Raw genomic sequence first — 2,140 nt, 5'->3', positions numbered from 1 at the left:
GCCTTGCCCGGGGCCGGGGGAAGTCCCCGGGCGGCTCCGGAACCGGGTGCCCCGTAACGGCCGGCCCAACCCGGGAGCCGGAAGACGGGCCACGATCACCCTCCGCCCGGGGAACCCGGCCCTCCGCGACCTCGCCGGCCGCACGACACCTCCCTCCGTCCGTCCCCTGCCGCTCCCGCCCACTGCCCCGGCGACCGCTGCCCCGCAGCACCCGGGCAGCGCACCGGCACGCGACCACCCGCCACCGCATCCCACCCCCGGCCGTCCCGTCAGATCCCCGCCAGACCCCGCCCCGTCAAGCCACGCACCCGACAGAGACGTTCCACCCGGCACCGCCGCCGCGACAGGGAGACCGTTCATGAACGCCCGGTCGCCGCCCTCGGCGGCGGGGGCCCGTGGTGCACCGGGCATGGTGCCGGAGGCCGGGGCGATGCCCCTGGCCACCGTGGGCCCGGCAGCCTCGGGCTTCCCGGCCAGGGCGGAGGGGACCCGGCGACGGCCGGGTCCGTACGCGGCGCCGCTGCGACCTTCGCGCTGCCTGCACACCGGATCCCGGCCGACGGCATAAGCTCGGCCAATGGCGAAGTACTTCGACGTGCACCCCGACAACCCGCAACCACGCAGCATCGCCCAGATCGCCGACGCCGTACGCTCGGGGGCGCTCATCGCATACCCGACCGACTCCTGCTACGCGCTGGGGTGTCAGCTCGGCAGCCGTGACGGCATCGACCGGATCCGCTCGATCCGGCGGCTGGACAACCGGCACCACTTCACCCTGATGTGCCGGGACTTCGCGCAGCTCGGCCAGTTCGTGCACGTGGACAACGACGTGTTCCGGGCCGTCAAGGCGTCGACCCCCGGCAGCTACACGTTCATCCTCCCGGCGACCCGGGAAGTGCCGCGCATGCTGCTGCACCCGAAGAAGAAGACCGTCGGTGTGCGGATCCCCGACCACGTGGTCACCCAGGCGCTGCTGGCCGAACTCGGCGAACCCCTGCTGTCCAGCACGCTGCTCCTGCCCGACGAGGAGGAGCCGATGACCCAGGGCTGGGAGATCAAGGACCGCCTCGACCACTCGGTGGACGCGGTGGTCGACTCGGGCGACTGCGGCACCGAACCGACCACGGTCATCGACTTCTCGGGCGGCGAGGCGGAGATCGTACGGCGGGGGGCGGGCGACACGACGCGCTTCGAGTGACGGCCGGGCGGGGTCCGGAGGGCCGGGCGCGGGGGTGTCGATCTTGCGTGAAAGCATGACCGCGTACACGCAGCGTCGCGGGGCGCCCGCCTCCGACGACGATTCCTCAGGGAGCACCGACGCCATGACCGCCGTACAGGGAACCGCCTTGGACATCCCGACCGAGGACGGCATCGCAGACGCCTACCTGGCCCACCCCGCCGACGCACGCCCCCGTCCGGCCGTGCTGTTCTACCAGGACGCCTACGGACTGCGCCCGCAGCTGCGGTCGATGGCCGACCGGCTCGCCGCGGCCGGTTACACGGTTCTCGTGCCGAACGTGTTCTACCGTCACGGCCGGGCTCCCGTCCTCGACCTGCCCGAGTTCATCGACCCCGCCGCCGACCCGACGATCTGGGAGCGGATCGGCCCGATCATGCAGTCGTTGACGCCGGAGTCGGCCATGCGGGACGCCGGCGCCTATCTGCGCTGGCTGGCCGACAGCCCGCTGGTCGCCGACGGTCCGGTCGCGGTGACCGGCTACTGCATGGGCGCCCGGCTGGCCCTGCTGACCGCCGGAACCCACCCGGACCGGGTCGCGGCGGCGGCCGGGTTCCACGGCGGGCGGATGGCCACCGACAGCCCGGACAGCCCGCACCTGGTGGCGGGGCAGGTGACCGCCGAGCTGTACTTCGGCCACGCCGACCAGGACCCGTCCATGCCGGAGGACCAGATCAAGCTCCTCGAGGACACGCTCACGGCGGCCGGTGTACGGCACCGCTGCGAGGTCTACCCGGGAGCCCACCACGGGTACACCCAGGCCGACACCCCGGCGTACGACCGCGAGGCCGACGAGCGGCACTGGTCGGCCCTGCTCGGCCTGCTGGACCGCACCTTCTGATCCGGGCCGGGGGGGGGGGGGGGCGGCCGGCCCGCCGCCCCCCCCCCCCCCGGCCGGCCCCT

General features: G+C 74.0%; 2 protein-coding genes. Both read left to right on the top strand.

The window, feature by feature from the left end; genetic code table 11:
• Positions 1 to 577 precede the first annotated feature (577 nt).
• Positions 578 to 1,198: an L-threonylcarbamoyladenylate synthase gene (locus ACFW2E_RS45670; RefSeq protein WP_384477754.1), complete on the top strand. Its 621-nt coding sequence runs from the start codon at positions 578 to 580 to the stop codon at positions 1,196 to 1,198.
• A gap of 124 nt (positions 1,199 to 1,322) precedes the next feature.
• Positions 1,323 to 2,078 (top strand): dienelactone hydrolase family protein, encoded by a 756-nt coding sequence (locus ACFW2E_RS45665; RefSeq protein ID WP_384477757.1) that lies wholly within the window; start codon positions 1,323 to 1,325, stop codon positions 2,076 to 2,078.
• The last annotated feature ends 62 nt before the right edge of the window (positions 2,079 to 2,140 follow it).

The sequence above is a fragment of the Streptomyces sp. NPDC058964 genome (genome assembly GCF_042741275.1).
Lineage (GTDB): Bacteria > Actinomycetota > Actinomycetes > Streptomycetales > Streptomycetaceae > Streptomyces.
This window is presented reverse-complemented; position numbering and strand designations above follow the sequence as displayed.

Coding starts and splice junctions, on each gene's coding strand:
- ACFW2E_RS45670 (WP_384477754.1), top strand. CDS start 578: ATGGCGAAGTACTTCGACGTGCACCCCGACAACCCGCAACCACGCAGC.
- ACFW2E_RS45665 (WP_384477757.1), top strand. CDS start 1,323: ATGACCGCCGTACAGGGAACCGCCTTGGACATCCCGACCGAGGACGGC.